Source organism: Nonomuraea sp. NPDC003560, assembly GCF_042878785.1.
Lineage (GTDB): Bacteria > Actinomycetota > Actinomycetes > Streptosporangiales > Streptosporangiaceae > Nonomuraea.
The window spans coordinates 162,531-186,052 of record NZ_JBIAOF010000008.1; the positions used below are offsets into that span (position 1 = coordinate 162,531).

Genomic DNA, 23,522 nt, shown 5'->3' on the forward strand with positions numbered 1-23,522 from the left:
ACCGCTCGGCGCGCGCCTGCCACGCCGACCAGATGGGACGTCGGCCAGGTGAGACGCTGGACCGAGCAAGCGCGTGAGAGGTTCGGAGAAGGGGCCATGCACGAAGCTGCTGGATCACGGACTGGTCCTGCTCGGTCAGGCGAGCTGATCGCCTTGGCGTCGCCGGGGATCTCCGTCCCGAGCGCCACGGTCGCCCTCCAGCGGCATGTGTCGGCTGAACGGGGCCCGAAGCGGTGATGCGGGAGCGCCTCGGCGCCGCCGTGGAGCTGCTGCGCCGGAACCGGAACTTCCGTCGCTACGCCGTGGGGCGTACCGCTTCGGTCCTCGGCACCACCACGGCCCCCGCCGGGCTGGCCTTCGCACTCATCGACCAGGACGGCGGAGGCACCGCCATCGGCGTGGTGGCGACCGTCAGCATGCTGGTCTTCCTGACCGTCACCCCGGGCGCCGGGGTCCTGGCCGACCGGCTGCCCCGGGTGCGGATCATCGTGACGTGCCAGCTCGTCTGCGGCGTCAGCCAGTGCGTCTCGGCCGCGCTGTTCCTGAGCGGCTCGGCGACTGTCTGGTCCCTTGGCGGCCTGGCAGTGCTGACCGCCGCGGCCGCCGCGTTCTTCGCCCCCGCGGCGAAGGGTCTGATCGCCGGCGTTGTCGAACCCGGCGCCCTCGTCCCGGCCAACGCCCTGCTGCAGCTCGCCGGCAACCTCGTGGCGATCGTCGGGCCCACGATCGCCGGGCTGGTGATCGCCTTCGTCTCGCCGGGCTGGGTACTGGGCTGGGACGGAGTCGCCTACCTGCTGTCCGGCGCGGTGTTCCGCATGGTGCGCGTGCCGGCCGCGGCCGTCCGTCCCGCGCGGCGCGGGTTCGCCGGGGAGCTGATCGAGGGTCTGTCCGCGTTCGCCGGTCGCCGCTGGTTGTGGACGCTGACCGGCCTCCAGGCGCTGACGTCGGCATGCTGGGGAGCCGGGTTCACGGTCCTCGGGCCGCTGTACGCGGCACGCCACCTGGAGGGCGGCGCGGTCGGCTGGGGCATCGTCGGCTCCGCCCTCGGCATGGGGCTGGCCATCGGCTCGGTGACCGCGTTGACGCTGGCCCCCGTACGCGTGGGCCCGCTGCTGTGCGCCACGGCGCTTCCCGAGGCGCTGCTCCTGGCCGCCATGGCAGCCGCGGCACCCACGTGGTGGATCGCCGCCGCGGGCGCGCTCACCGGAGTCGCCGGCACGCTCCAGCTCATCTCGTACACCAGCCTGCAGCAGCGCGAGATCCCGCAGGAGCAGCTCAGCCGGGTCCTCGCCACATCGTCGGTCGCCGGCAGCGTCCTGGTCCCGCTGTTCTCGGCGTTCGCCGGTCCGCTCGCCGACGCCGTCGGGGTGCGAGTCGTGCTCGCCGGCTGCGCGGCGGTCGTCGTCGCCGGTGCGGCGGCCGCGTTCAGTGTGCGTGACGTACGCCGTCTCCGCAGCACCGCGGGCCCCGCGAGCGGTCGACGGTCTCACCCCTCCTGCTGACGCAGGGAGCTGTCGTGGTCGGCGTGCGGTCCCAGCCCGGCCTCGGCTCGCCGCTCATCGTTCGTCGGCGCCACTTCTGCGACCGGGGGTCAGCGTCACGGGCAGTTGGAGCACGTCGGTGCCGATGAAGGAGGGCAGCGGCTGGAGATCCTGCGGGCCGGTGGCCAGCCGTAGATCGGGAAAGCGGTCGAACAGCGCGGGCAGAGCGATGCGCGCCTCCAGCCGGGCCAGCGGCGCGCCCAGGCAGTAGTGCATGCCGTAGCCGAAGGCGAGGTGCGCCCGGTCGTGCCGGTCGATGTCGAAGCGGTCAGGATCGGCATTGACGGCAGGGTCACGCCCGTGAGCGCCGAAGCCGATGAGGATGAGGTCTCCGGCTCGGATGACGGTCTGCCCGTCCAAGGGGATGTCCGCGGTGGCGTAGCGCATCGGCAGATGCATGACGGGCGGGTGCCGGCGCAGACTCTCCTCGATGACGTCGTCCCAGCGTGCGGGGTCGCGGCGGGCGACAGCGAGCTGCTCGGGGTGGCTGAGCATGGCGATGACGGCATGGTCGAGCAGGGAAACGGTGGTCTCGCTGCCCGCGCCGATCATCAGGAGCAGCGTGCTGACGAGCTCGTCGTCGCTGAGCCGGTCGAGTCCGCTGTCCCTGGCGGCGATCAGCCGGCTGGTCATGTCGTCGCCGGGCCGAGCTCGTTTGGCCTCGATGAGACGGTGCATCGAGGCGATCATCTCTTGCTGGACGCGGGTCGTCTGCCCGGCCGACAGGCTGGTGTCCAGCACGGCGTCGATGGTGGCCAGCATGGCGGGCCTCTGGTCCAGCGGCACACCGAACAGGTCGCAGATGACCTGGGTGGGGACTTTGTAGGAGTAGCGCGCTCGCAGATCCAGCACGCTGCCCGGAGCTTCGGCGGCCAGGGCGTCCAGCAACGTGGTGACGATGGCGGTGATCGGCTGCTGCATCGCCTCCACGCGGCGGGGCGTGAACGCTTTGCCGACCAGGTTCTTCAACCGCTGGTGGTCGGGGTCGTCGGTGGTGAACATGCTCTTCACGTCCACCCAGGCGGTGAGCCAGCCGATCGCGTAGGGGCGGTAGCCGGGCCAGGACTTGCGCGCGTCCTTGGAGACGTGGGGATGCGTCAGCAGGTGCTTGACGACGTCCCCGTCGGTCACCGACCAGGCGGTGAGGTCACCGGGCAACCGGACGGGCACGGCCGGTCCGGCGGCTCGTAAGGAGTCGGCCTGCTCATGGATACGGCGTCCGCTGCTGTCGAGAACCACGGGCGTGGGGGTCACGGGTGCCTCCGGTGCGGGTGGGGGCTTCGGCGGGCTGATGGGACACGGCGAAGGGGTCGCCTTGTTGTGCGGCGAAGCTCACGCCGAGCGCTGCGCGGCAATTGCGGACAGGCCGGGCCGGTTGTGCCCGCCCTCTCTTCAAAATTCCACGCCTTGACGAGGATCGTTTCAAGGGCCATGTCCAAGTCCACCTGGGCCGGCCCCGGCTGGCCTCCCCTCCGGCCTGCGACCCGTCCTGGCGGGAGAGTTTGCATGGAGAGAGCCCCCGGCCCTCTCGCAGTTCGAGGGGCCGGGGGCTCGCGGCGGTGCTCGTTCAGGCGGAGGGGGTCAGCTTCACGTAGCTGACCTCGACGTTCAGATAGGTGGCGGCGCCGTAGTCATGGCCACGGATGGCCAGGAGGTTGCAGCGCTCCAGGTGCCTGGCGGGTAGGACGACGTTGATGGCGCCCGCGGCGCAGCGCCCGCTCCTGACGGTCTGGACGAGGCGGCCGTTGAAGTAGACCCGCGCATCGTTGTCGATCGTTCCCTGGATGCGGACCAGTCGTGCGTTGCGCGGGATGTGCACCCAGTGGCGTACCAGGATGTCGGTGTTCACCGCCCAGGACGTCTTGACGTTGGTGGAATTGTTCCACGCGCAGGTGCCGTTGGTGGTGCCGAATCCTTCTTGCCCGCTCGCCCAGTCGCTGTCGTCGAAGTCCGGCTCGTAGAAACGCGGGGCGTTGGCCCCGGACGGCACCTGGAGGTATTTCCAGTCGGTGCTGTTGTAGCCGAGTACGGTGACGACATTTTGCCGCGTTGCGGCCCGGGAGGCGGACGCCGACGCCGGAGCGGGCAGGGCCACGGTGGCCAGCAGCGAGCCGGCCGCGAGGCCGGCGGGAAGGAAACGCAGCAGTTTCTTGAACATGGCGATCTTCCTCCGTCGATTGTGCGAAATGTCGATTCTGCAGCCGCCGAAAGCGACATGTCTATCCATGTCGCAATTCTGCCGCCTAGCATCCCGGCCGGAATGGGTAAATCGAATCATAATTTGAGCACACGCCGACAGGTAAGGCAATGGCAAAGAAAGGCCGACGAGAGGAGACGGGCGCATTTATAAACAAAGAGGAATTTCCCGATATGCCGAATATGAGCGCCTACTCCGCGGACACAGCCGTCCGGTGGCACGGGCCGGTCGACGGCCGACATCGGCGTCCCGGCCGGCCGGGAGCCGGGGCACCGCACCGAACGAACTGCGCCGAACGGTGGTCAGGCGGGCACCAGGAGGGTGGTGAGCAGGTCGTCCAGGGTGACGAGGCCGATGACCGGGCCGGCGTCGTCGCGGATCAGGGCGATCTGGCTGTGCGCGGCGCGCAGCCGGGCGACCGCGTCGGCGACCGAGGTCTCCCGAGGCAGGTCCGGCACGCGGTAGGCGAGCTGGGCGGCGGTGGTGGCGGTGCCGCGCCGGCGGGCCAGGTAGGCGTCGCGCAGGTGCACGACCCCGCTCGGCCCGGCGTCGGACCACACGATCAGCCGGGTGAGCCCGGACCGGTTGCAGGCGTCGATGACGTCCTGGGCGGCGGCGGTGGCGGGGACGCCGACGATCTGCTCGGCCGGCGTGATCAGCGCGGTGATGCCGGACTGCGGCGCCCGCAGGGCCTGGCTGAGCACGACGTGGTCGTCCGGCTCGATCAGGCCGAGCCGGCGTGACTCCTCCACCAGGTGCCGGAGCTGGTCGGGGGTGCGCGCCTTGGCGCCCGCCTCGTCCGGACGGACGCCGAACAGCCGCAGCAGCCCGTTGGTGACGGCGTTCAACGCGCTGATCAGCGGACGGACCACCAGGGTGAAGCCGCGGAACGGCAGCGCGAGCAGGGTGGCCGAGCGCTCGGGGTGGGCGATGGCCCAGGACTTGGGCGCCATCTCGCCGAGCACCATGTGCAGGAACGTCACGACCGCCAGCGCGATGACGAACGCCACCGCGTGCGCGGCGGCCTCGGGCAGGCCGACGGCGTCGAAGAGCGGGACGAGGGTGCCGGCGATCAGCGGTTCGGACACCACGCCGAGCCCGAGCGAGCACAGCGTGATGCCGAGCTGCGCGCCGGCCAGCATGAGCGACAGCTCCTTGATCCCCGACAGGGCGGCGGAGGCGGCCTTGCTCCCCTGCGCGGCGGCCTTCTCCAGACGGTGCCGCTTGGCGGCGACCAGGGCGAACTCGGCGGCGACGAAGAAGCCGTTGCCGATCAGCAGCAGCAGGGTGAGCAGCAGTCCGACGGACAGGTTCATGCCTGCTCCTGCGATTCGTCGCGGTAGGGGGTCAGGCGGACGCGGTCGGGCACGTGCCGGTCCAGCGTCAGCACCTCGATGCGGGCGTGCGTGGGGGCATGGGGGTCGAGGGTGGCGGGCAGGTCGGCGGTGATGACGTCGCCGGGGACGGCGAAGCGGCCCAGCCGGTGCAGGATGAGCCCGGCCAGGGTGTCGTACTCGTCCTCGTCGGGCAGGTTCAGGTCCGTCTCCAGAGCGATCTCGTCGATGCGCAGGGCGGCGTCCAGTTCCCAGCCGTCGCCCTGGCGCACTGCCCGGGGGGTGTCGGCGTCGTTCTCGTCGGCGATCTCGCCGACCAGTTCCTCGGCGACGTCCTCCCAGGTGACCAGTCCGGCCAGGCCGCCGTGCTCGTCCACCACGCAGGCCACTTCCTCGCCGCGCGTGTGCATCTGGGCCACCAGGTCCGGCAGGCTGATCGAGAAGGGCACGATCAGCACGTCGCGGGCGAGGTCGGCGACGCGGGTGGTGGCGGCCTTCTCGACCGGGACGGCGGCCAGGTCGCCCAGGCTGACCAGGCCGATCACCTCATCCAGGGTGGCGCCGAGCACCGGGTAGTGGGTGTGGCCGTGGGCGGCGACGATCTCGTCCAGGTCGGGCACGGTGGCCGCGCCGGTCACGGCGACCACCTCCACGCGTGGCACCATCACTTCCTCGGCGGTGTGGTCGGAGAAGGCCAGGGCCCGTTCGAGCACGTCGGCGTGGCTGCCGGGCAGGTGGCCGTGGGCCTCGGACTCGCCGATGATGTGGCCCAGCTCCTCCAGGGTGGCGCCGTGGTGCAGTTCCTCGACCGGCTCGATGCCGACGGCGCGCAGCAGTCTGTTGGCGGCGGTGTCGAACAGCTTGATGACCGGTCCGGCGATGGCCAGGTAGACCAGGGTGGAGCCGGCCAGGGCGCGAGCCAGCGGCTCCGGACGGGCCAGCGCCAGGTTCTTGGGCGCCAGCTCGCCCAGCACCATCTGGATCACGGTGGCCAGCGCGAACCCGATGCCGAGCGCGATGCCGCCGATCGCCGCCTGCGGCACCCCGGCCGCCTCCAGCGCGGGGGCGATCAGCTCGGCCAGCGCGGGCCTGGCGATGAAGCCCACGATCAGAGCGGTGACGGTGATGCCGAGCTGCGCGCCGGACAACATGAACGACAGCCGTTCCATCACCTTGACCGCCTTGGCCGCCTTCTTGTCACCGGCGGCGGCCTGCTGGGACAGGGCGAGCCGGTCGGCGCTGACGTAGGCGAACTCCTGGGCGACGAAGTAGCCGGTGGCGAGGGTGAGCAGGACGATGGCCACCAGGCCGAGGGCGACACTCATCGCGGCTGTGCACCCCGCAGACGAAGGCCGTACCTGAGGCTGGGGCTACTGCTCGGGTCCGCTGACACGGACACCACCACCGATCCTTCCCGTTTCGTGTTCTCCGCCGCAGCGCGTCGGCTGCGGCTTCCTGGTCCGGACGTTACCGACCCCGGACAGGCCGGTCCTGACCGGGGCGTCTTCTCCCAGGTCAACGCATATGGATGAGCGTAGGTGCCGGATGTGATCCGCGTCTCAGCCGGGTTCGGTTGCATGGGGAGCCTCTCGTCGCCTCTACCATGATCAGCGATTTGTGATCTTCACTGTGAGGAGCGATCCAGTGTCGTCCGGGCAAGAACGCGTGCGGGCCGTGCTCGAACACCGGCTCACCCAGCGGGCCGTCATCGGCGTCATCGTGCTCAACGCGGCCACGATCGGCTGCGAGACCAGCGCCTACCTGATGGACCGGGCCGGTGGTCTCCTGCACGCCGTCGACCGGATCGCGCTGGCCGTCTTCACCGCGGAGATCGCCGCCCGGCTGTTCGCCTACCGCCGCGCGTTCTTCGCCGACCCGTGGAACTGGTTCGACACGGTCATCGTGGCGATCGCGCTCGTCCCTGCCTCCGGCCCGGCCTCGGTGCTGCGCGCGCTGCGCATCCTGAGGGCGCTGCGCCTGGTCTCGGCGGTGCCCAGCATGCGCCGCGTGGTCAGCGCGTTGTTGTCGGCGGTGCCCGGGATGGCCTCCATCATCGGCCTGCTCGTCCTGATGATCTACATCGCCGGGGTGATCGCGACCAAGCTGTTCGGCGAGATCATGCCCGAACGGTTCGACGAACTGCCCCGCTCGCTGTTCACCCTGTTCCAGATCATGACCGGCGACGACTGGGGCAACGTCGCCCAGGCGGTCATGGAGCACAAGCCGTGGGCGTGGGTCTTCTTCATCGCCTACATCCTGATGTCCACCTTCGTGGCGCTGAACCTGTTCATCGCGGTGGTGGTCAACGCCATGAACGACGCCGAGCCGTCCCCGGCGGAAGCGCGGACCCAGGCCGAGCTGGCGGAGGTGAGGCAGCAGCTGGCGGCGGTGAACGCCAAACTCGACCAGCTGCTGCCGTCGCGTGAGGCGGTCACGCCCGACGGCCGCGCCGACGCGAACTGACCGGGCTTCTGTGGCGATCGAAGGAGGCGACGAGCCCGCCTGACGGAACACGGCTCAGTCGACCCAGGCCCACAGGCAGAGGTCGAGCATGCACACCAGCGCCCACATGACGAGCGCGGCGACTTGTTGACGCTCCCCTGCGCGCATGTGTTCGCCCCAGCGGTTCGACGGCCATGACAGTTGCTACATTGCGCAACTCTACAACCTTCTGCGGCGGTTGAGGACGGCCAGCGCCCCGCCGTACAGAACGGCCACGAGCACCAGCCACAGACAGCTCGTGACGGGCAGGGCGGTCAGGCCCACGGGACCGGCCGGCGGCGAGAGCGGCAGCAGTAACCCGATCGCCGCGAGCGAGCCCGTGGCCAGCCACAACGGCGGGGAGACCGGGGCGACGGGCCGCAGGAGCAGCATGATGACGGCCTGGGTGAGCAGGTTCTCGATGAACCAGCCCGTGTGGAAGGAGCGCTCGTCGCCCGCGCCGACGACCTGGGTCAGGACGGTGAAGGTGGCCAGGTCGGCGACGGCGTTGAGCGCCCCGAAACGGGCGATGAACCCGAGGATGCCACGCGGGCGCAGCACGAACGGCCCCCGCAGGACGGCCGGCGCGGCCCGGTCGAAGGCGAAGGCGAGCTGGGCGACGTCGAAGCACACGTTCTGCAGGAGCACCTGGACCGGCAACATCGGCAGGAACGGCAGCGCCAGCCCGGCCACCAGCATCGCGATCACGTTCCCGAGATTGGACGACAGCGCGATGCGCAGATAGGTGACGATGTTGCCGGTGCTGCGCCGTCCGGCGACGATCGCCTGGTCGATCGCCGACAGGTCCTTGCCGGCCAGCACGACGTCGGCGGCCTCGCGGGTGACGTCCACGGCGGCGCGCGGGCAGATGCCGACGTCGGCGGCGCGCATGGCGGGCGAGTCGTTGACGCCGTCGCCGAGGAAGCCGACCGTGTGCCCGGCCTCGCGCAGCGCGCGGACGACGCGGGCCTTGTCGTCCGGGGTGCAGCGGGCGATCACCGTGGCCCGTTCGGCGGACGCGGCGGTGAGGTCGGCCGCCTCGATCACCGCCCCCACGTCGAGGCCCAGCTCCCGGCACGTACGGGCGGCGGTGGCCGGGTGGTCGCCGGTCAGCACCTTCAGGGTGATGCCCCTGCGGGCCAGCAGCGCCAGCGCGGCGGCGGCGTCCGGCCTCGGCTCGTCGACGAGGGTGAGGAAGCCGGCGAGCGTCAGCCCGCCCTCCGCGCCGGGACGGCCGGCGGAGCGGTCGGTCACGGCGACCGCGAGCACCCGCGCACCGGCCTCGGCGAGGGCCCGGGCGACCTCGCCGGCCCGGAGCCGCGCACCCGGGCCCATCGCGCACCGGTCGAGCACCGCCTCCACGGCGCCCTTGACCACGACGACGTCCGCGCCGCCGTCGCGGACCACCGCGCGGGACAGGCGCCGGGCGGGGTCGAAGGGGGTGGCCTCCAGCCCCTCGGTGTCGCCCAGGTCGGGCGCGCACTCCAGGATCGCCTCGTCGAGCGGGTCGGGGATCGGCGGATCGGTCAGGTGCAGTGTCCAGAAGCTGTTGACGGCCGCCCAGCGCAGCACCTCGGGATCCGGCTTGCCGTCAGGGCCGACGGATCCGCTGAGCACGGGCCGGTCGCGGGTCAGGGTGCCGGTCTTGTCCATGCACAGGACGTCGATCGCCCCCACGTCGTGCAGCGCGGGCAGCCGCTTGACGATCACGCCCTGGCGGGCCAGCAGCGCCGCTCCCCGGGCGAGCGCCGTGGTCACCACGACCGGCAGCATCTCGGGCGTCAGACCCACGGCCACCGCCACCGCGAACGGCAGCGCCTCCAGTCCCCTGTCGCGCAGGACGGCGCCGGCCACCAGCGCCACGGGCGGGACGACCAGCATGAGCCGGACCAGGATCCAGGAGATGCCGTTCACCGACTGGTCGAAGGCCGAGCGTCCGCGCGCCGGAGCATCGTGGGCGCCGGCGAACAGGGTGCCGCCGCCGGTGGCCGTCACCACGGCGAGCGCGCTGCCGGAGGCCACGCTGCTGCCCTGCCAGCACAGGTGGTCGTCGCCGTCGGGCAGGTCACGCGCCCGCTTGGGCACGGGCGCCGACTCCCCGGTCAGCGGCGCCTGATGGACGGTCAGGCCGGCGGCCCGCAGCAGCCGCACGTCGGCGGGGACCAGGTCGCCGGGCCCCAGCTTGAGCACGTCACCGGGGACGAGCTGGTCGACGGGGATCTCCCGCTCCCGCGGCTCGCCTCCCTCGGTCGCGCGCCGTCGCACGGTGGCCGTGGTGGCCACGAGCTCGCGCAGGGCCGCGGTCGAGCGGTCGGCCCGGAACTCCCCGTTGGAGCGCAGCAGGCAACTCGCCACGACCAGCAGGACGATGACGCCCGCCGTGCCCCAGGAGGTGATCGCGGCGGCGACGAGGCCCAGCGCGAGCAGCGTCATGGTGAACGGGTCACGCAGGCTGCGGGCCAGGCGGCGCGGCCAGGACACCGGCCGCCGGCCGGGGATCGTGTTCTCGCCGTGTTCCAGCAGGCGGGCCTCGGCCTGCTCCTCCGTCAGGCCGCGTGGCCCGGTGTCCAGCAGGCGCAGGGTCTGGAGCTGGCTCAGCGGGGCCGGACCGGAGCCGGGCGTGGTCGGCGCGTCAGGCGCCCAGACCATGGACGCGTCCTCCGGAGGCGCCGGCCCGTTGCGAGAGCCGTCCGACGAGCCCGCGCACGGTGGCCACGACGTCCTCGTCGTCGATCAGGTAGACGACCCTGCGGCCCTCCCGGCGGGAGCGGACCAGGCCGGCCAGCTTCAGCTTGGCCAGGTGCTGGCTGATCGCCGGCAGCGCGCCACCCACCCGCTCGGCCAGCCCGGACACGTCGCACTCGCCCTGCGCCAGCGCCCACACGATGTGCAGCCTGGGCGGCGAGGCCAGCAGCGCGAAGGCGGCCGCGGCCTCGGCCAGCACTTCGGCGGGCGGATCAGGGGTCTTTGCGCCGGCCACCTTCACTCCTTCTTCGGACAGGTGCCAAGTCTAGGCGCGCGGCGCGGCGGCTCCCGAGCGTCGCACCTGTTACTGGGCGTCCTGTCGCGCGCCGGCCCGCAACCTGGCCGCCTGCTCCTCCAGACGCCGGGCCTGCTCCTCCAGCGAGGGGGCCGGCTCGTCCGTCCTGGTGGTCTCGGCCTTGAAGATCCGCAACGAACGGCCGACCGCGCAGACTGCATCAAAATTGCTCAGATGCGCAAGTCAGACATTGTCCCGCAAGGGGCTTCGGACGCTCGACTGAACGCGGCCGCGCCGGTCATACGGTGAGGAGTTCCACGTCCGCCGGGCCGTTCTGCGCCTTGGCGGGGGCGGCGAGCGGCGTGAACAGCGCGCCCAGCCTGTTCACCACCTCGGGGATGATCCGGTAGTAGACCCAGGTGCCGCGGCGTTCGCCGTCGATCAGCCCGGCGGTGCGCAGCACCTTCAGGTGGTGGGAGATGGTGGGGGCGGTCAGGTCGAAGACGCCGGTCAGGTCGCACACGCACGCCTCGCCGCCGGGGTGGGAGCCGATCAGCGACAGCAGGCGCAGCCGTACCGGGTCGGCGACGGCCTTGAGAAGGGTGGCCAGTTCGGCCGCGTCGGCCTCGCCGAGCGGCTCGCGGGCGATCGGCGCACAGCACTGGGCGGTGGCGGGGGCGGCCATGGCGTGACTCCTTAATTCGATGCCGGTCTAAATCATAGGCGGTGGCAGGCGACCGGCGCGAACGCGGAGACGGCACACGCCACGGCCGTGGCGCGGCGCCCCTCTCAGCCGCAGCAGCCGCCGGACTCGGCACCGGCGCCGGCCGGGGCACTGACGGTGGCGAGCGGGAGCGGGGCCGACAGCAGGCCGCCGCCGATGCCCGTGGCCAGGCCGGCCCGCCGCTCCTGGTCCTCGGCCGGGCTGGACGAGCACACCCCGGTCTCGGGCAGGTCGAGCCGCACGTCGCGGGCCGCCTGCCAGTCGCCGGCCAGCGCGGCGACGACGGAGCGGGCCTGCTCGTACCCGGTGGCGAGCAGGAAGGTGGGAGCGCGGCCGTAGCTCTTGACGCCGATGGCGTAGTAGCCGGGCTCGGGGTGGGCCAGCTCGTCGACGCCGTGCGGCGGGACGGTGCCGCAGGAGTGCTGGTTGGGGTCGATGAGCGGAGCCAGGGCACGGGTGGAGCCGAGCACCGGGTCCAGGTCGAGACGCAGTTCCGTGGCGATGGAGTGGTCGGGGCGGTAGCCGGTCGCGCTGACGATCCGGTCCACGGTGATCGACTGCTCGGCGCCGGAGGGGGCGCGGCTGGTCACTTCGACGCCGTCGCCGGTAACGCGTACCTGGTGGGTGAAGAAGCCGGTCAGCAACGTGATGCGACCGGAGGCGACGTGGGCGCGCAGGCGGGTGCCGAGCGCGCCGCGGGCCGGGAGGGCGTCGGCGTCGCCGCCGCCGTAGGCGCGGCCGGCGTCGCCCGCGCGGATGGCCCAGGTGATCGGGGTGTCGTCCAGCTGGGCCAGGGCGAGCAGCGTGGTGGCGGCCGAGTGGCCGGCGCCGACGACCAGGACGCGCCTGCCCTCGTAGCGGTCGCGGTCGGCGCCGAGGACGTCGGGCAGGGCGTGGTCGACGGGCACGTCGTCCTCGCCGTGGGCGGGCAGGCCGGCGGCGCCCAGCACGTTCGGCGTGGTCCAGGTTCCGGAGGCGTCGATGATCGCGCCTGCCCGCAGCTCGCCGCCGTCGGCCAGGCGGATCAGGAAGGGGGCCTGCTCGCGGCCCGCCGTGCGTACCCGGTCATAGCCGAGGCGGCTGATGGCGGTCACTCGCGCGTTCGTGCGCACCCGGTCGCCGAGCAGCTCGGCCAGCGGGACGAGGTAGCCGGCGACGATCTCGGCGCCGGTCGGCAGCCGTTCGGGGTCGGGCGCGGTCCAGCCGTCGGCCTCCAGCAGGCGGCGGGCGGCGGCGTCGATGTCGTACTTCCAGGGGCTGAACACCCGTACGTGCCCCCACTGCGCGATCGACGCGGCGACCCGATCACCGGCCTCCAGGACCAGGAAGTCGATGCCGCGCTCGGTCAGGTGCGCGGCGGCGGCCAGGCCGACGGGGCCCGCGCCGATCACGACCACGGGCAGGTCGTCCCGCCACCCCGAGGTGGCCTGCCGAGGGGCCGTGAGCTGCTCGATCGCGATCGCGGCGGGGCCGCAGCAACTGTCACTCATGACTGTTCCGCCCTCTCGACGGACGGGCGGCGGCTGAACAGAGCGCGCATCACGCGACCTCCTGAATAGAAGTTTGTCTAAGCAGGAGTCATCATGTGCCACTGTTTCGACAGAAGTCAAATCAGCAACCCGTGCGCGGCGATGCCGCGGATCGGGTCAGGTCAGTTCCAGGGCCACCTCCAGGCGCAGGTAGGCGTCGACCCAGGTCTGCTCGGCCGCCTCGCCCGAGTCCTGCGCCCGCGCCGCCGCGAACGCCGTGACGCCCCGCGCGATGCGGTGGAGCCCGAGCGCGGTCAGCCGCCGCGCGGCGGTGCCGAGCCGGGCGTCGTAGGTCGGCGGCAGGTGGGACAGGCCGTGGTGGGCCGCTTCCGCGAGCAGCCCGCGCGTGTCGATCAGCACGGCGGTCAGCGGGTCGTGCCGGACGTCCTCCGCGGCCGCCGGCCGGCCGCCGCCTCCGGCGGGTCGCAGGTCGGGCACGACGACCCGGCCGCCGGCGGCCAGGCCGATGGGGTCGAGGACGACGCCGCCCGCGGTACGGCCGGCCACTCCGCTGACGAAACGCAGCTCGCCTTCCTCCCCGGCGAGCACGGCGGCCAGCGAGTCGAGGCGGCCGGGTGCGGCGCCGGTGTGGGTGGCGGTGACGGTGGCGAGGTTGCCCGCCTGGTCGGCGATGAGGGCGTCGAGGCGCTGGTCGCCGGGGGCATAGGTCATGGCCACCACCTGGGAGACGGCGACGACGCGGACCAGCTCCGCCTCGACGCGCGGGCGGACGGGCCGGAGCGTGAGGGCGTCGAGTTCGCGGCCGAGCGCGGCGAGGTCGGTCACCACCAGGGACGGCGAGAGCTCACCCCAGTCGCCCCGCGACGGGCTGACCGTCGTCCTGGCGATCCGCCCGGTCGCCAGCCGCACGGTACGGCTGGCGCTGCGGACGGCGGATTCCGTGACGAGGTTGCCGGTGGCCAGGGCGGCCAGCGTGGAGCCGGCGACGCGTCGCCGTGCCAGGGCGGCGCCGTCGCCGTCGCCTCCGTCCCGTTCGCCGTCCCATTCGCGGCGGAGCACCAGGACCATCGCGCTGTCGCCGTGGGCCAGGTAGATCTCGGCGATCCGCCGGTCGCCGAGGCTGCGGATCCGGCAGCCCAGGCTGTCCAGGCGGGCCCGGCGCAGCGGGGTCTCGGCGGCCTCGGCGGTGCCCAGCACGCTGCTGCGGAGGGTGGCGTCGGGGCGGGTCACGGCCCGGTGCCGGGCGTGCAGCTCGGCGAGGTGGCTCGCGAGCAGCTCGGGACGGTAGTGGGCGCCGCGGTCGCGGTAGGCGGCCAGCTGCTCGGCGAGGTCGCCGACGGCCAGCAGCGGCCAGCGCGATCCGGCGGCGTCCAGATGGCGTTGTACGTCGGCGATGGTCGCCGCCAGTCCCTGACCGAGGTGCGCCGCGCCTTCGCGCAGGACCGTGCCGGCCAGCCCCAGGGCCCGCTCCAGCCCGGATCCGGCGCCGGTCCCGGCTTCGCCGCCGACGTCGACCCGTGCCTCCGGCGTCCCGGGATGCAGCTCGTCGGCCACCCGGAACGCCCACACGGCGAGGGCGATGACGTCGTCGCGGCTGCCCGCGACGGCGTCGGTGTGCACGAAGCCGAGGTCGCCGGGGATCAGGAAACGCACGGTCGCGGTGGCGAGCTCGACCTGCGGCGCGGGATCGGCAGCGGTGGCGCGGCGCACGCGGGCGGTGTAACCGGCCCGTTCGGTACGGCGGGCGGCGGCCATCAGGCGGGCGCCGATCCTGGCGGTCAGCTCGTCGTCGCTCACCTGCCCCGGCGACCAGGCGGGGGGTTCCGGATCGGGGCCCTCACCCTGCGCATGTTCGACGGTCGCGGCGTGCCGGTGCTGGTATGCCAGCACCACCCCGACGACATGTCGGCAGACCCCGGTGGCGCCGCACGTGCAGCGGGCCGCGTCGAGGCCGCCGGGTGGCAGGCTCGCGGTCGGCCCGCCCGCGAAGTCGCCGTGCACGGTCCCGTCGGCGTCGGTACGCAGGTCCGGCGCGGCTTCCTTGCCCGCCCGCTTGACCAGGCCGCGGTTGGTGAGCGCGGCGAGGGAGTCGGTGGTGAGCCCGAGCAGATCCGTTCTCATCGGCCCACGTGCTCCGCGACGAAGGACGCCAGCTCGCCGGGGGTCATCGCGCCCACGTACGCCCCGGCGTCGGCCAGGCGTTGCGCGAGCTCCCGGTCGTAGTCGGGGTTGGCCTGCTCGTCGAGGGCGGCCAGGCCGAGGACCTTGCTGCCCTGCTCGACCAGGTCACGCGCGATGCGTACCAGCCGGTGACGATCGCCGCCCTCGTAGAAGTCGGAGATCAGCACGACGACGGCCCGCCGCGGCTGGTCCACCAGCCCGGCGCCGTACGCGGCCGCGCGGGCGATGTCGGTGCCGCCGCCGAGCTGGACCTTCATGAGCAGTTCCACGGGATCGTCCACGTCGGAGGTCAGGTCCACCACGTCGGTGTCGAAGGCGACCAGGTGGGTGCGCACGCCGGGCAGGCCCCACAGGCAGGCCGCGGTGACCGCCGAGTCCGTCATCGAGCCGGACTGGTCGACGAGCAGGATCACCTGCCACTGTTCGAGGTGGCGGCGGGTGCGGGAGAAGAACAGCGGGGTCTCGATCACGACCTTGCCGGCGCCGGGCTGGTAGCGGCCGAGGTTGGCGCGCAGGGTCCGGACCATGTCGAAGTTGCGGGCCTGCCGCAGCCGGCCCGGCCGGCGCGCTCTCGTGCCCGAGAAGGCGCTGCGCACCTCGGTGGCGAGCTTGTCCATGAGCTGCCGGACGACCTGCACCACGATGCGCCTGGCCAGCCGCAACACCTGCGGGTTCATCAGGTGTTTGGTGTGCAGGACCGCCTTGAGCAGCGCGGGGTTGGGCTCGATGCGGGCGAGCACGTCGGGGTCGGTGACGAGGTCGTGGATCTCGTAGCGTTCGACGGCGTCGCGTTGCAGGCGTTCGACGGTCTCCTTGGGGAACAGGCGGGTGATGTCGTCGAGCCAGTCGAACGTGGTCAGGTTCGACGGGCCGCCCCCGGCCTGCCGCCGTACGCCGCGCCTGCGCAGCTCCTCGTCGCGGCCGTACAGCTAGTCCATGGCGGCGTCGCGGCCGGCGGCCGCCTCGTCGAGCCGCCCGCCGCCGAGGCAGGCGCCGCCGGCCTCGCCGAGCAGCAGCCGCCACCGTACGAGGGTGGGGTCGGTCATGGCGTGATCAGTCCCTCCCGGCGCAGTGCCGCATCGACTCGTTCGTCCAGGGCCATGCCTGCGGCCACCAGTTCCGGCGCCGCCTCCAGCCGCATCAGGTCCCACGCGGACGCGCCCGCGCCGGAGCGCAGTTCGACCAGGCGGGTGGCGATGAGGTGCCGCTCGCGGGGCGGGAAGTAGCCGAACGCCTGGCGCAGCGCCGGCAGGGCCACCAGGAAGTCGTGGTCGCTCATCGCCGCGACCAGCTCGTCGAGCAGCTCAGCATGCCGCCGGTGTGCAGGACCTCCTCGCGGGCGAGCGCGAACAGCCCGGCCAGCCAGTCGCCGGCCGACGCGGGGACGAACGCGCCGCGTACCGCCCGCGCGGGGTCCGCGGCGGCGGCGCCGCGCAGTGACCAGCCCAGCCCGAGCGCCGCCCCGCGCAGGTCGGGCGGCGCGTCCTGGCAGGCGGCGACGCGGTCGGCGACGCCCAGCGCCGCGTCCAGGTCCAGGCCCAGCGGCGGCCCGGCATGCCTGAGCGCGTCGCGGACGGCGGCCATGGCGCCGATGCGGGGCGGATCGGCGGGGACCGGCCCGCCGCGCACGCCCTCGGCCAGCCACAACATCCGGAGGGCGGCGGCCCGGACCACGGTCCCCAAGGTGGTGCTGCCGCTGGTGGCGAACAGCTCGTCGTGGCGCCACATCGCCAGGGCGACGGTGAGCGTGCGGCCCAGCGAGCCCAGGTCGGCCGCCGCGGCGATCGCCCGCGCGAGGTCGTCGAGCACCTGCCCCGCCAGCTCGCCGATGCCGCACAGCGCGGCGTCGAACAGCACGTCGGCCAGCCGGTCCAGGTCGGCGCCCCTGATCCGCTCGGCGAGCACGGAGGCCGCCGCCTCCTGCGGGTCCACGCCGTACCCGCCTGCCTCGATCAGGGCGGGCAGGCGGGCGTCGGTCTCGGTCAACGTCCACTGTTCGACCAGCTCGGCGCCGCCCGCGGGGCGGGGTCCCGCGGTGCGGACGACGCCCGGGATGCCCAGCACGCGCAGCCTGTGCAGGAAGCGGCTGCGCGCGCGGCCGGCTTGCCCGCCGAGGTCGAGCCGTTCGTCGCCGGGGCCGCCCAGCTCGGCGAGCACCGCGTGGACCAGCGGCGGCAGCGGGGTCGAGGGGTGCAGGCGGCCTGCCCGGTCACCGCTGAGCGCCGCGATCATCTCCACGACGACCGGGTGGTGGCCCGCCTGGAGGGGCCCGCGGGACGCCCAGGGCAGCGGGATCTCGATCGCCTCGCCGACCAGCGCGGTGGCCAGGCCGTCGAGCACGTCGACGCGGGCCGGACACGGGTGGCCGCGCAGCAGCGCGATCCCGTCGGCGGTGGCGCGCGCGGCGATCAGATCGGCGGTGGAGACCTGCTGATGCCGGGCGCGCAGCCGGGCCGTCACCGCCTCGACGAGCCTGCGGGCGGCTCCGTCGGGGCCGTGCTCCCACAGGTCCTGGTAGTAGCCGGGCGACGGCATGCCCGACTGGTAGCCGTCGAAGGCGTCCAGCCGGCGGAACGAGTACGGCACCAGGTAGCTGCCGACCGCCGCCCCCTCCGGCGGCCGCGGCACCTCCGGCCAGCTCCGGTCGCCCTGCTCGGCCAGCCGGATCAGCGCGGGACGGTGGAAGCCGCCCGTGACCACGACCACCGGCCGCTCGCCCGCGTCGCCGGCGGCCGCCCGGATCCACTGCGCCATGTACGCCTCGCGGGCCGTGTCGCCAGGATCGGCCCCGGTGTCGCCGCGTACGAGGTCGAAGTAGGTGGCCAGCCGTTCGGCAAGCCCGTCGGCCGGTTCGATCTCGAACAGGTGGTCCCACAACGCGTCCATGTTGTCCACGGCGAAGGCGCGGCACAGCCGCCGGGTCGCCTCGGCGTGGCGGGCCTCGGCGTCGGCGTACCGGTTGCTGACGTCGGCCAGCGCGGGATGCCAGGCGGGCAGGTCGATGAAGCGCAGCTCGGCGCCGGCCGCGCGGCCCGCGGTCAGCGCCGCCCACTCCGGGGAGTAGTCGCACAGCGGCGTCCATGAACCGTGGCGCCGCTCGTGGTCGCGGTAGCCGGTGTGGACGGCGATCGGCAGCTCGTGGCCGAGCAGGAGCTCGTCCATCCGGTCGTTCATCTCCGCCGGGCCTTCGACCAGCACGTACGCGGGACGTACGGAACGGATGGTGTCGGCGACCAGCCGGGCGCAGGCGGGACTGTGGTGCCGCACGCCGAGGAAGATGACCGCCATCGGTCAGCCCGGCAGCAGGTGGCGGGCCTCGTACAGGGCCTGCCACTGGTCGCCGTGCCGCCTGCGCTCCAGGTACCTGCGGAGCTTGGCCAGGTCCTCCGGGTTGTCCTTGGCGGCCGTGCCGGCCCGACGGGTCGTACAGGCCCCACACCAGCCGCCGGACGATGTGCCGGAGCAGCGGGTGGCCGACGAACAGCCGGCCGAAGTCGCCGGCGCTCCAGCGACGCCGGTTCACCATGGCCTGCTCCAGGCGGCGGATGGCGTCCCCGGCCACCGAGCGCACGTCCTTCTTCAGCCCGGCGAAGCGCCGGTAGGCGGCGGTCGCGAGCTCCTGATCGTCGTTGGCGCCCGGCTTGGGCAGGTTCTTCAGCCGTTTGCCCGACGCGTCGGCCACGTACGGCCTGAGCTGCTCGTCGAAGCCCACCACGAACCGCCTGCGGCCGTAGTCGAGGGTCAGGCTGCCGTCGTCGGACAGGCCGAAGTCGGGCACCAGCCGGTCGGCCAGCTCCTGCGGCATCAGGCCGAGCTCGGCGGCGACCTCGTCCATCTTCTGCTTGGCCCGGTTCTTCAGCCCGCCGAACTTGACCTTCTCGGCGATGCCGTGCAGGTGCATCAGCGCCACCTCGGAGCCGATGGAGGCCAGCAGGTCCAGGCCGGTGACCGCGCGCGCGTGCCCGCCCTCGCCCGGCCAGGTCCTGATCAGCGGGGTCAGCCGCCGTACGGTCTCGTCGTCGCCGAGCAACGCCTGCGCGTCCATCACCCAGCTCTCCTTGGACGGGTAGCCGGCCGCCTGCCAGCACTGGAACAGCGCCCAGGCGAAGTCGGCGAGGCTGCGGCCGTCGCAGGCCTGCTTGGCCACGGCGAGACCGGCGTACGGGTCGCCCGGCTTGGAGATCGCCAGCATCGTCATCACGTGGCGGGCCGCCTCGGGGGGCAGCGCGCCCGCGTCGCCGCCCCATGTAGGGGCCACGCACATGGTCCGCGATCAGCTCGGCGTGCTCCGACCTGCTGCTGCGCACCCAGGTGGCGGCCCGTCCCGACGAACGTCACCCAGCCGACGCTCACGAAACAGATCCAGTCGCTGGAGGCGCAGGTGGGAGGCCGGCTGTTCGACCGCGGCCGGCACGGCGCCGTGCTGACCGGCCTGGGCGCCGTCCTGCTCCCGGACGCGCAGGCTCTCCTGCGGCGGGCGGACGCGCTCACCCGGCGGATGGCGAGAATGGCCACCGGCGAGATCGGAAGGCTGGCGGTCGGCTTCGGGCTGTCGAGCATCGACCTGGCCCCTCGGATCGTCGCCGCCTTCCGGCGCCGCCACCCCGACGCGCACGTCACTTTGGACGACATGTCGTCACAGGCCCAGCTTGACCGGATCGACGCGGGCGACCTGGACGTCGGTTTCGTCCGGCTGCCGCTCGACGGCGGATGGGGACGGCTGCCGCTGGCCGGCGACCGTCTCGCGCTCGCCTGGGCCGACCATGACGACCGGCCTCCGCACGACGTCGGAGATCTCGCGAGATGGGCGGCCCGCCACGACTTCCTCCAGCTGGCGCGGGAGAGAGGGCCCGGGCTGGTACGGCAGATCAACCACCTGTGCACCGCCGTCGCGGTCCGCCCTGCCGTCGTCCAGGAGGCTCAGGACCTGCAGACCGTGCTCGCGCTGGTGGCGGCCGGCGCGGGGGTCGCCCTCGTGCCGGCCAGCGCCCGCCGTATCGCGCCGTCCTCGGTCACGATCACGCCGATCCGCCATCCGGCGGCCGAATGGCAGATCGCCGTGGTGTGGAAGGACGGGCGGTCCGGCCCGTTGACGACCGGTTTCCTCGACCTCGTACGAGAACACGGTCTTCTGGAAGCCGGCGGCTCCTGAGCCGGCGCCTCAGTCGCGGCGCGTCCCCGCCGGTCACCCGCCTTGCGGAGACGTCAGGAGATGGTGAGCGTGCCGTCCGGATTACGGGCGCACGTGACGATCGCGCGGGGCGTCGCGGCGAGGGCGCCGGTCAGGCACTGGCCGAGGACCGTGTGGCCCGCGGCGTTGGGGTGCCACGACTCCTGACAGGTCTGGAAGTAGGTGACGCAGGTGTTCGCCGCCCGCTGGATACCGATCTTGTCCCAGCCGGACAGGCTGGTGATGAACGTGCCGGACGGCCCGTCCTGCACCCGGACCGGCGTCGCGAGCGCACCGGCCGGGCTGCCGGGGTTCTCGCAGAGCCTGGCCCCGTCGAAGGCCCTCTGGACGTCCAGGACACGCAGGTCGGCCGCCGGGCGTTCGGCTGCCAGCGTGGTGAAGGCGTTCTTGACCAGTTGGCCGAGGTTCTGGGAGAACACGTGCCCGGGGGCGAGGCTGGCGCGGTGGATCGGGCACCCGGCGGCGTAGCGCTCGGCGCCGAGGGCGCGGAACTTGTCGCGGGTGTCGGTGCGGCCGTCCTCGTCGTAGTACTGCGGGGCGACGTCGGGCGGCAGCGGGTTGGTGTAGGTCTGCAGAATCACCTGGTGGACGCCGTCGGCGTCGATCTGGTCGAGGGTGTCCAGGATCTGGCGCAGGGCCGCGGTGGTCTCGGCGGTGGCGGCGGCGACCTCGGTGTCGGTGGCCAGGTCCGAGGCGGTGCAGGGCCGCTGCGGCACCTCGCCCTTCAGGTACGCCCAGAACTCCCACCAGCCCGTCCAGGCGTCGGCGATGAAGCGGTTGGCGCACAGCGTGGCCACGTCGCCGAAGGTGAACTGGGTGTTGTTGGAGCCGAGGCCGACGAGGACGACGTCGATGTCGTGCGTCCGGGCGACGGCGCGCAGCTGGTCGAGTTGCGAGGCGACGGTGCGGCCCTCGGCCCGGGCGCTGGAGGGCGCGGCGATGTCGGCGGGCTGGGCGCCCGAGCACGCGAGGTTGAAACGCTGCTGGATGCCCGGGAGCGACGCCGCGAACACCGAGGCGTTCGCCGACCGGTGACAGAAGTAGGCGTTGCTGTTGGCCGCCGACCAGCCGGGGAAGGCCTGTGCCGTGCCGGAGGCGTCGACGACGGGCTGGTAGTTCCCCGCGCCCTCGCCGCTGATGAAGCTGTCGCCGAGCGCGACGGCGGCGGTGGGCAGAGCCGCCTGCGCCGGTCCGCTCCGCACGGTCTGGATGCCGGCCGCGCTCACCAGGAGCATGACAACCGCGGCCGCACTCTGGAGGAGCCTCATGACCACCTCATTTCATACTAATTAAGTACGAAATACGCCTGTGTGGATCACAACATGCGGCGCCAACAGCGTCAACATGCTGATGTGCAGGCCGCGCGCGCTTACCTGGGACGTAATTGTCGCCCTTACCTCTGACTGAAAAACTCAGGACATCGAACGACATAAGGAGTCTTGAGATGTTCTTCCAGACCACGGACGGCACCCGCCTCGCCTACGAGGACTACGGCCAGGGCAAGCCCATCGTCTTCGTCGCCAGCGTGATGCTCTCGGCGGACATGTGGGAGTACCAGATCCCGTACTTCGTTGAGCGCGGCTACCGTTGCGTCGCCCTCGACCGGCGGGCCCACGGCCGCTCGGACCGTCCCTCGACGGGCTACGACCTGGACACCGGCGCCGACGACCTGGCCGAGCTGATCGAGCTGCTCGACCTGCGTGACATCACCCTGGTCGGTCACTCGATGGGCGGCGCCGAGGTCGCCCGGTACCTGGCCCGTCACGGCGACGAGCGCGTCGCGCGGGTGGCGTTCGTCTCGGCCATGCTGCCGTTCCTGCTGCAGACCGACGACAACCCCGAGGGAGTGCCGGGCGCCGTGCTGGAGGCCTCGATGGCGGCCCTGGACGCCGACCGCCCCAAGTGGCTGGCCCAGCGGGCGCAGGCGTTCTTCGCCACGCACCTGGGCAACGAGATCTCCCCCGCACAGGTGGAGTTCACGCTGCGGCAGTGCCTTGAGGTCTCGCCGTGGGCGATCCGCCAGTACCAGCGGGCCGCCATGACCTTCGACCACCGGGCCTCGCTGGCCGAGATCGCCGTGCCCGCGCTGGTCGTGCACGGGGCCGCCGACGCCTCCATACCGGTGGCCGTCAGCGGGCGGCGCACCGCCAAGCTGGTTCCCGGGGCGACCTACCTGGAGTACCCGACCGGCGGGCACGGCCTGTTCGTCACCCACCGCGACCGGTTCAACGACGACCTGCACACCTTCATCAAGTCCACCTGACGACGGCCGCGGTCATGACCGCCAGGGGTCGGCGATCACTCGACCACCCGGCCTGTCGCCTTCTTGCCGTCCATGCGTACGGCCAGGCAGTACACGGTCCTGTCGCGAGGCCAGTCCTCCGGGGCCGGCCCGACCCACGCCATCCCGATGTCATCCCTTTTCGACTTCTTGATGCGCATTCTGGGAAGGCAGCCGTTCTGCGCCAGCCGCGTCATGTCCGCATCCGGGTACGGCCCCTCCGGGAGGACGTACGTGGTGGCGAACTCGGCCGAGTGCGGCACGTGGCAGGGGACGACGGTCACCAGGTACGTCTGGGGAAAGGGTTCGATGCAGTCGCCGGGGCGTAGTTCGGTGGCGTAATACCGTTGCGTGCCGGGAACGGTGCTCTGCTGCAGTGGAGTCTGCGGGGCGGCGGCGGGTTCCGGCTGAGCGGACCTGGACGGCTCAACCGGCACCGGGTCACCCGCGCAGCCGGTGAGCGAGATGGCTAAGCAGCATGCGGTCAGTGATGTGCGAACCATGGCACAAGGGTGGCAGCATCAGAGCGCTCCGGAGGATCTCCTGACGCCTCGGCGTCGCCGGTATATTGGGCGGATGCTGATCAGGGAAGCCACCGTGGACGACTGGTCGGCCATCTGGCCGTTCTTCCGCGAGATCGTCGCCGCCGGTGAGACCTTCACCTATCCGCTCGATCTCGGCCAGGAGGAGGGGCGCGGCTGGTGGTTGCTGCCCGCCCCGAACCGTACGGTCGTCGCGGTCGACGACGACGGGACGATCCTCGGCACCGCGAAGATGAACAACAACCAGATGGGCAACGGCTCGCACGTCGCGAGCGCCAGCTACATGGTCGATCCAGCCCATTCCGGGCGCGGTGTGGGCCGCGCGCTGTGCGAGTACACGATCGAGTGGGCCCGCACCTCGGGTTTCCGCTCGATGCAGTTCAACGCGGTCGTGGAGACCAACGAGACGGCGGTGCGGTTGTACCGGAAGCTCGGGTTCGAGGTGCTCTGCACCGTGCCGGAGGGCTTCCGGAGCCCGGCGAAGGGCTACGTCGGACTGCACATCATGTACCGCGCCCTCTGACGACCTCCCGGAAGGCGCACCGCGCGCCGGACCCGGCGCCCGTGGTGGAGTCCACGG

General features: G+C 72.6%; 21 protein-coding genes and 1 pseudogene. 6 read left to right on the forward strand and 16 right to left on the reverse strand.

The genetic code is table 11. From position 1 onward, the window contains the following. Positions 1–236: 236 nt before the first annotated feature. Positions 237–1,502: an MFS transporter gene (locus ACFYUV_RS29585; RefSeq protein WP_387673606.1), complete on the forward strand. Its 1,266-nt coding sequence runs from the start codon at positions 237–239 to the stop codon at positions 1,500–1,502. A gap of 54 nt (positions 1,503–1,556) precedes the next feature. Here ACFYUV_RS29585 and ACFYUV_RS29590 read toward each other — a convergent pair whose 3' ends face one another. From ACFYUV_RS29590 to ACFYUV_RS29605, 4 genes are all read right to left on the reverse strand, one after another. Then, complete coding sequence (locus tag ACFYUV_RS29590; RefSeq protein WP_387673609.1) at positions 1,557–2,795, reverse strand: cytochrome P450; 1,239 nt, start codon at positions 2,793–2,795, stop codon at positions 1,557–1,559. A 313-nt stretch (positions 2,796–3,108) separates the two neighbouring features. After that, positions 3,109–3,768: a hypothetical protein gene (locus ACFYUV_RS29595; RefSeq protein WP_387673611.1), complete on the reverse strand. Its 660-nt coding sequence runs from the start codon at positions 3,766–3,768 to the stop codon at positions 3,109–3,111. A gap of 272 nt (positions 3,769–4,040) precedes the next feature. Further along, positions 4,041–5,054, reverse strand: coding sequence for a hemolysin family protein (locus tag ACFYUV_RS29600; RefSeq protein WP_387673614.1), 1,014 nt, complete (start codon positions 5,052–5,054; stop codon positions 4,041–4,043). Beyond that, positions 5,051–6,397: a hemolysin family protein gene (locus ACFYUV_RS29605; RefSeq protein WP_387673617.1), complete on the reverse strand. Its 1,347-nt coding sequence runs from the start codon at positions 6,395–6,397 to the stop codon at positions 5,051–5,053. The genes ACFYUV_RS29600 and ACFYUV_RS29605 overlap by 4 nt, the downstream gene beginning before the upstream one ends. 319 nt (positions 6,398–6,716) lie before the next feature. Here ACFYUV_RS29605 and ACFYUV_RS29610 point away from each other — a divergent pair, with 319 nt between their 5' ends. Continuing rightward, on the forward strand, positions 6,717–7,535 hold the full coding sequence (locus ACFYUV_RS29610; RefSeq protein ID WP_387673620.1) for an ion transporter: 819 nt from the start codon (positions 6,717–6,719) through the stop codon (positions 7,533–7,535). 198 nt (positions 7,536–7,733) lie between these two features. Here ACFYUV_RS29610 and mgtA read toward each other — a convergent pair whose 3' ends face one another. The 10 genes and pseudogenes from mgtA to ACFYUV_RS29660 form a co-directional block, all read right to left on the reverse strand. Beyond that, on the reverse strand, positions 7,734–10,202 hold the full coding sequence (mgtA, locus tag ACFYUV_RS29615; protein ID WP_387673623.1) for a magnesium-translocating P-type ATPase: 2,469 nt from the start codon (positions 10,200–10,202) through the stop codon (positions 7,734–7,736). Next, positions 10,186–10,533: a metalloregulator ArsR/SmtB family transcription factor gene (locus ACFYUV_RS29620; protein ID WP_352359749.1), complete on the reverse strand. Its 348-nt coding sequence runs from the start codon at positions 10,531–10,533 to the stop codon at positions 10,186–10,188. Before ACFYUV_RS29620 ends, mgtA begins: the two co-directional genes overlap by 17 nt. Positions 10,534–10,602: 69 nt before the next feature. Then, positions 10,603–10,728: a hypothetical protein gene (locus ACFYUV_RS29625; protein WP_387673628.1), complete on the reverse strand. Its 126-nt coding sequence runs from the start codon at positions 10,726–10,728 to the stop codon at positions 10,603–10,605. 103 nt (positions 10,729–10,831) lie between these two features. After that, positions 10,832–11,218, reverse strand: a complete 387-nt coding sequence (locus ACFYUV_RS29630; RefSeq protein ID WP_387673631.1) for a metalloregulator ArsR/SmtB family transcription factor — start codon at positions 11,216–11,218, stop codon at positions 10,832–10,834. 104 nt (positions 11,219–11,322) lie between these two features. Next, complete coding sequence (locus tag ACFYUV_RS29635) at positions 11,323–12,747, reverse strand: FAD-dependent oxidoreductase (protein WP_387673634.1); 1,425 nt, start codon at positions 12,745–12,747, stop codon at positions 11,323–11,325. A gap of 156 nt (positions 12,748–12,903) precedes the next feature. Beyond that, a complete protein-coding gene (locus ACFYUV_RS29640) occupies positions 12,904–14,868 on the reverse strand; it encodes a hypothetical protein (protein ID WP_387673637.1) in 1,965 nt (654 codons plus the stop codon). Beyond that, complete coding sequence (locus ACFYUV_RS29645) at positions 14,865–15,668, reverse strand: VWA domain-containing protein (RefSeq protein WP_387673640.1); 804 nt, start codon at positions 15,666–15,668, stop codon at positions 14,865–14,867. The genes ACFYUV_RS29640 and ACFYUV_RS29645 overlap by 4 nt, the downstream gene beginning before the upstream one ends. A 302-nt stretch (positions 15,669–15,970) precedes the next feature. After that, positions 15,971–16,207, reverse strand: coding sequence for a hypothetical protein (locus ACFYUV_RS29650; RefSeq protein ID WP_387673642.1), 237 nt, complete (start codon positions 16,205–16,207; stop codon positions 15,971–15,973). Beyond that, entirely contained in the window at positions 16,204–18,195 is a 1,992-nt protein-coding gene (locus ACFYUV_RS29655) for a DUF5682 family protein (RefSeq protein WP_387673645.1), read from the reverse strand. Before ACFYUV_RS29655 ends, ACFYUV_RS29650 begins: the two co-directional genes overlap by 4 nt. A gap of 163 nt (positions 18,196–18,358) precedes the next feature. Beyond that, positions 18,359–18,829: pseudogene (locus ACFYUV_RS29660) on the reverse strand (DUF4132 domain-containing protein); the annotation flags it as partial. On the opposite strand from ACFYUV_RS29660, the gene ACFYUV_RS29665 reads away from it, so the two are divergent. Then, positions 18,813–18,998 carry a hypothetical protein gene (locus ACFYUV_RS29665; RefSeq protein WP_387674370.1) on the forward strand — a complete coding sequence of 62 codons (186 nt, stop codon included), beginning with the start codon at positions 18,813–18,815 and terminating at the stop codon, positions 18,996–18,998. The pseudogene ACFYUV_RS29660 and the gene ACFYUV_RS29665 overlap by 17 nt on opposite strands. A 131-nt stretch (positions 18,999–19,129) precedes the next feature. Beyond that, positions 19,130–20,080, forward strand: coding sequence for a LysR substrate-binding domain-containing protein (locus ACFYUV_RS29670; RefSeq protein WP_387674350.1), 951 nt, complete (start codon positions 19,130–19,132; stop codon positions 20,078–20,080). 53 nt (positions 20,081–20,133) lie between these two features. On the opposite strand, the gene ACFYUV_RS29675 is transcribed toward ACFYUV_RS29670, so the two are convergent. After that, positions 20,134–21,387, reverse strand: coding sequence for a hypothetical protein (locus ACFYUV_RS29675; RefSeq protein WP_387673648.1), 1,254 nt, complete (start codon positions 21,385–21,387; stop codon positions 20,134–20,136). A gap of 176 nt (positions 21,388–21,563) precedes the next feature. Here ACFYUV_RS29675 and ACFYUV_RS29680 point away from each other — a divergent pair, with 176 nt between their 5' ends. Then, on the forward strand, positions 21,564–22,382 hold the full coding sequence (locus tag ACFYUV_RS29680; protein WP_358295301.1) for an alpha/beta hydrolase: 819 nt from the start codon (positions 21,564–21,566) through the stop codon (positions 22,380–22,382). A gap of 35 nt (positions 22,383–22,417) precedes the next feature. Here ACFYUV_RS29680 and ACFYUV_RS29685 read toward each other — a convergent pair whose 3' ends face one another. Then, the gene (locus ACFYUV_RS29685; protein WP_387673651.1) at positions 22,418–22,903 is read right to left on the reverse strand and encodes a hypothetical protein; all 486 of its coding nucleotides are present in this window, start codon (positions 22,901–22,903) and stop codon (positions 22,418–22,420) included. Between the two features lie 73 nt (positions 22,904–22,976). Here ACFYUV_RS29685 and ACFYUV_RS29690 point away from each other — a divergent pair, with 73 nt between their 5' ends. After that, positions 22,977–23,465: a GNAT family N-acetyltransferase gene (locus ACFYUV_RS29690; protein ID WP_358295296.1), complete on the forward strand. Its 489-nt coding sequence runs from the start codon at positions 22,977–22,979 to the stop codon at positions 23,463–23,465. The last annotated feature ends 57 nt before the right edge of the window (positions 23,466–23,522 follow it).

Coding starts and splice junctions, on each gene's coding strand:
- ACFYUV_RS29585 (WP_387673606.1), top strand. CDS start 237: ATGCGGGAGCGCCTCGGCGCCGCCGTGGAGCTGCTGCGCCGGAACCGG.
- ACFYUV_RS29595 (WP_387673611.1), bottom strand. CDS start 3,768: ATGGATAGACATGTCGCTTTCGGCGGCTGCAGAATCGACATTTCGCAC.
- ACFYUV_RS29600 (WP_387673614.1), bottom strand. CDS start 5,054: ATGAACCTGTCCGTCGGACTGCTGCTCACCCTGCTGCTGCTGATCGGC.
- ACFYUV_RS29605 (WP_387673617.1), bottom strand. CDS start 6,397: ATGAGTGTCGCCCTCGGCCTGGTGGCCATCGTCCTGCTCACCCTCGCC.
- mgtA (WP_387673623.1), bottom strand. CDS start 10,202: ATGGTCTGGGCGCCTGACGCGCCGACCACGCCCGGCTCCGGTCCGGCC.
- ACFYUV_RS29630 (WP_387673631.1), bottom strand. CDS start 11,218: ATGGCCGCCCCCGCCACCGCCCAGTGCTGTGCGCCGATCGCCCGCGAG.
- ACFYUV_RS29635 (WP_387673634.1), bottom strand. CDS start 12,747: ATGAGTGACAGTTGCTGCGGCCCCGCCGCGATCGCGATCGAGCAGCTC.
- ACFYUV_RS29640 (WP_387673637.1), bottom strand. CDS start 14,868: ATGAGAACGGATCTGCTCGGGCTCACCACCGACTCCCTCGCCGCGCTC.
- ACFYUV_RS29650 (WP_387673642.1), bottom strand. CDS start 16,207: ATGAGCGACCACGACTTCCTGGTGGCCCTGCCGGCGCTGCGCCAGGCG.
- ACFYUV_RS29665 (WP_387674370.1), top strand. CDS start 18,813: ATGCCGTGCAGGTGCATCAGCGCCACCTCGGAGCCGATGGAGGCCAGC.
- ACFYUV_RS29675 (WP_387673648.1), bottom strand. CDS start 21,387: ATGAGGCTCCTCCAGAGTGCGGCCGCGGTTGTCATGCTCCTGGTGAGC.
- ACFYUV_RS29680 (WP_358295301.1), top strand. CDS start 21,564: ATGTTCTTCCAGACCACGGACGGCACCCGCCTCGCCTACGAGGACTAC.
- ACFYUV_RS29685 (WP_387673651.1), bottom strand. CDS start 22,903: ATGGTTCGCACATCACTGACCGCATGCTGCTTAGCCATCTCGCTCACC.
- ACFYUV_RS29690 (WP_358295296.1), top strand. CDS start 22,977: ATGCTGATCAGGGAAGCCACCGTGGACGACTGGTCGGCCATCTGGCCG.